Annotated in this window: 3 protein-coding genes; 2 read left to right on the forward strand and 1 reads right to left on the reverse strand. The window is 64.5% G+C overall.

The window, feature by feature from the left end; translation table 11 throughout:
- Nucleotides 1-24 precede the first annotated feature (24 nt).
- Together AC1D1P_RS15060 and AC1D1P_RS15065 are read left to right on the forward strand one after the other, a co-directional pair.
- Nucleotides 25-720 (forward strand): GntR family transcriptional regulator, encoded by a 696-nt coding sequence (locus AC1D1P_RS15060; protein ID WP_477670981.1) that lies wholly within the window; start codon nt 25-27, stop codon nt 718-720.
- A gap of 70 nt (nt 721-790) precedes the next feature.
- On the forward strand, nt 791-3,895 hold the full coding sequence (locus AC1D1P_RS15065) for an FAD-binding and (Fe-S)-binding domain-containing protein (RefSeq protein WP_477673541.1): 3,105 nt from the start codon (nt 791-793) through the stop codon (nt 3,893-3,895).
- 134 nt (nt 3,896-4,029) lie between these two features.
- Here the strand turns inward: AC1D1P_RS15065 and AC1D1P_RS15070 are convergent.
- Nucleotides 4,030-4,508: hemerythrin domain-containing protein (locus AC1D1P_RS15070; protein ID WP_477673542.1), on the reverse strand; the 479-nt coding region annotated here is incomplete at its 5' end.

Genomic DNA, 4,508 nt, shown 5'->3' on the forward strand with positions numbered 1-4,508 from the left:
GTTTTTTGCATACAAAATTTGCTCATGGCTGCCGAAATCATTCCCATCCCCCGCGCTGCCCTTCACGAACAGGTGGCGCACCGCCTGCGCCAGATGCTGGTTGAAAACCGCATCCAGCCGGGCGCCAAGCTCAATGAACGCGAACTCAGCGAAGTTTTGAATGTCTCGCGCACGCCGCTGCGCGAGGCCATCAAGATGCTGGCCGCAGAGGGCCTGGTCGAGCTCTTGCCCAACCGCGGTGCGATAGCGGTGGAACTCACCGAAGCCGACGTGCTGAATACCTTCGAGGTCATGGCCGGACTGGAGGCGCAATCGGGCGAACTGGCCGCGCAGCGCATCACCGACGACGAGCTGGCCGAAATCAAGGCCATGCACTTTGAAATGCTGGCCGCCTACACACGCCGCGACCTGCCCAACTACTACCGGCTCAACTCCGCCATTCACAGCGCCATCAACGCGGCCGCGAAGAACCCGGTGCTCACCACCACCTACCGGCAGGTCAACGCGCGCCTGCAGGCGCTGCGCTTTCGCTCCAACCAGGACGAAGAAAAATGGAAGTCAGCCGTGAATGAACACGAGCTGATGATTGACGCACTGGCTGCGCGCGACACCGCCGCCATGCGCAAGGTGCTGCTGGGCCACCTGGCCAGCAAGCGCGAAGTCGTGGTCCAGCAACTGCGCGCCGCAGCGGCGCCCTCCAGCACGCCTTCCAGGGCGTGACCTGCAACGTGACCTTTGCCTGGCTTCAGGGCCGGGCCTCAACACCCACACAAAACCCGGATCGCCCGCGATGAACGCCCCCCTTCCACTCAAGATCTCCCGGCAGGCCGCGGCCCACGCCTACGACAACGTGGCCCGCATCAGCAATGAAGTTGCCGGCCGGCTGGCGGCGCGGCTGGCCGCCGAAACACAGGGCGAAGTGCTGTTTTCACCGGCCGACCGGGGCCGCTACGCTACCGACGCCTCGATCTACCAGGTCATGCCTGTGGGCGTGTTTGTGCCGCGCACGGCAGACGAYGTGAAGGCCGCGCTGGACATCTGCCGCGACATGCAGGTGCCCATCGTGCCGCGCGGCGGCGGCACCAGCCAGTGCGGGCAAACCGTGGGCACCGGCCTTGTCATCGACTACGCCAAGCATGTGCGCAACATCCTGGCGGTGAACCCGGAAGAACGCACGGCGGAGGTAGAGCCCGGCATTGTGCTGGACCACCTGAACGCCGCGCTGAAAAAACACGGCCTGTGGTACCCGGTGGATGTTTCGACCAGTGCGCAGGCCACGCTGGGCGGCATGGCGGGCAACAACTCTTGCGGCAGCCGCAGCATTGCCTACGGCAACATGGTGCACAACGTGCTGGGTGCCAAAGCCTGGACATCCGACGGCAGCCTGCTACAGCTGGGCGCTTACGCCGGCAGCAGCGGCAAGGCACGCGAGCTGGGCAGCCACGTGCGTGCGCTGGCCGAGGAGCTGCACCCCCTCATCAAGCGGCGCTGGCCGAAAGTCATGCGGCGCGTGGGCGGCTACAACCTGGACATCTTTGACCCGCAGAGCGAGCGGCCCTACACCGGCGACGGCTCGGTCAATCTGGCGCATCTGCTGATAGGCAGCGAAGGCACGCTGGCGCTGACCCGGTCGCTGACGCTGCAACTGAGCGAGCTGCCCCGGGCCAAGGTGCTGGGTGTGGTGAATTTCCCGACCTTTTACCGCGCCATGGATGCGGCGCAATTCATCGTCAAGATCGGCGAAGGCACGCTCACTGCGGTAGAGCTGGTCGACCGCACGATGATCGACCTGTCGCTGCAAAACCCGGCCTTTGCGCCGACGATCCGCAGCGCGCTGATCGGCGATCCGGCGGCCATTTTGCTGGTGGAGTTTTCGGGTGCCAGCAAGGCCGAGCTGTTGCCCAAGCTCAAGCGCCTGGGCGAGTTGATGGGCGACCTGCTGCTGCCCGATTCGGTGGTGGAGATGACCGAGGACGCACCGCAAAAAAACCTGTGGGAGGTGCGCAAGGCCGGCCTCAACATCATGATGAGCCTCAAGGGCGACGGCAAGCCGGTGAGTTTTATCGAAGACTGCGCCGTGCCGCTGGAGCATCTGGCCGCCTACACCGACGCCTTGACCGAGATCTTCAGGAAATACGGCAGCAAGGGCACCTGGTATGCCCATGCCTCCGTCGGCACGCTGCATGTGCGGCCCATCCTGGACATGCGGCGCGAAGGCGCGCCCAAGATGCGCGCGATTGCCGAAGAAGCCTCCGTGCTGGTGCGCAAGTTCAAGGGTGCCTACAGCGGCGAGCACGGCGACGGCCTGTGCCGCGGTGAATGGATCAAGTGGCAGTTCGGCCCGGAGATCAGCCAGGCCTTCGCCGACATCAAGCAATACATGGACCCGGCGGGCTTGCTGAGCCCCGGACGCATGATCAACCCGCCCAAGATGGACGACACGCGGCTGATGCGGTTTCCGCCGGGCTACCGTGTCATTCCCCTGAAGACCGCGCTGGACTGGCGCGCCTGGGATGTGCAGAACGACCCGGCCACCGAAAGGACCAGCGCACCCGGCAGCGGCGGCGACCCGGCCCGTGGCTTTGCCAAGGCCGTGGAGATGTGCAACAACAACGGCCACTGCCGCAAGTTTGACGCCGGCACCATGTGCCCGAGCTACCGCGTGACACGCGACGAGCAGCACCTCACGCGCGGACGCGCCAACACACTGCGCCTGGCATTGAGCGGGCAGCTGGACGGGATGAAGGCCGAAGACGCCTTCACCAGCGAAGCTGTGAAGGAGGCCATGGACCTGTGCGTGGGCTGCAAGGGTTGCAAGCGCGACTGCCCCACCGGTGTGGACATGGCCAAAATGAAGGTGGAGTTTTTGCACCACTACAAGCACAAGCACKGCTACACGCTCAAAGACAAGATGGTCGCGTACCTGCCCGACTATGCCCAATGGGCCAGCCGCCTGGCGCCGCTGCTGAACCTGCGCGACAAGGTGCCGGTGCTGGCGGCCTGGAGCGAAAAACTGATGGGCCTGTCGGCCCGCCGCACACTGCCGCAATGGACGCGCCAGACCTTCTGGAAGCGCCTGAACAAGCCCGGCGCGGCGTCGAAAGGAAGCATCACGACCGCCAGCCGCGAAGAGGTGCTGGCCGCCGCACGGCCGGTCGTGCTGTTTGTGGACACCTTCAACGGCTACTTTGAGTCAGAAAACGCACTGGCCGCGCTCAAGGTGCTGCAGGCCGCCGGCTACACGGTACATGTGGCCGCGAAAACCGTGGCGGACGGCAAAAGCCTGTGCTGCGGCCGCACTTACCTGGCCAGCGGCATGGTATCCAGGGCCAGGGCCAAGGCACGCGAGGTGGTGGAAGCCCTGCTGCCCTTTGCCGAAAAGGGCATCGCCATCGTCGGCCTGGAGCCCTCCTGCCTGCTGACACTGCGCGACGAGATGCTGGTGATGGGCCTGGGCGAAGCGGCGCACACCATCAGCCGCCACGCATTGCTGCTGGAAGAATTCCTGGCGCGAGAAGCGGCCGACGGCAAACTCGACAAGCTCAAGGGCCGGCTGAAAGCGACAKCCCAACCCATCTTGCTGCACGGCCACTGCCACCAGAAGGCCTTTGGGGCGGTGAGCCCCATCATGGATGTGCTCAAGCTGATTCCCGGCGCAAAACCTGAGCTGATCGAGTCAAGCTGCTGCGGCATGGCAGGCAGCTTTGGCTATGAGGCCAACCACTACGAGGTGTCGATGCAGATGGCCGAACTCAGCCTGCTGCCAGCGGTGCGCAAGCAGCCCGACGCCATTGTGGTGGCCGACGGCACCAGCTGCCGCCACCAGATCAGGGACGGCGCGCAGCGCGAGGCGATTCACGTCGCGGTACTGCTGGCGCAGCAGCTGCGGGGCTGAGGGCGGCCGCCACGCGGCATGTTTTCAGAGCCCGAACGCTATACTTTTAATAGCTGCTTGCGCTTTCCCTTATTGGGCTACAGCCTGTTTTTGCTTGAATATTCCGGTGCAACGCACATCAGCCACGCAAGCGCCTAGACATGCCCCACCACCATGGGCGCATGCCTGAGGTGAAGCGACAGGCCAAGGGCAGCCATGTGGTTGCCGTTGCGCCCGAGAATGGTTTCGGCCAGCGGAAGGAATTCTTCCTCTTCAAAGCGCGCGTGTTTCAGGTAGGCCTGCACCAGAGCCTCCGCCGCTTGCAGGTCCAGCTCTGCCGGCTGGTTTTTTGCCGCCGCTTTCACTGCGGGTTCGAGGTCTTTCCAGATCGATTCGATCTTGCGGTGCTCGGCCACCAGGCGCTTGATCATCGCGCTGACCTTCTCGGCCTCTTCCCCCTTGGCGGCGCTGCGCAGCACCGCCGGGAACAATTCATTTTCTTCGTCGGCATGGTGCCCTGCCACCGCGTACTTGAAGAGGCTGAGCGTGTGCGAAGCGACGTTGCGCGCTTGCGCCGCCGCGGCCAGCAAGGCCGGCAGTTCGGCGAAAGCCTGCAGCTGGGACACGATACCGA

The organism is Polaromonas sp. P1_E1_2, assembly GCF_056406035.1.

What these genes read in the sequence shown, in the direction of transcription:
- AC1D1P_RS15060 (WP_477670981.1), top strand. Translation starts at nt 25, where the DNA reads ATGGCTGCCGAAATCATTCCCATCCCCCGCGCTGCCCTTCACGAACAG.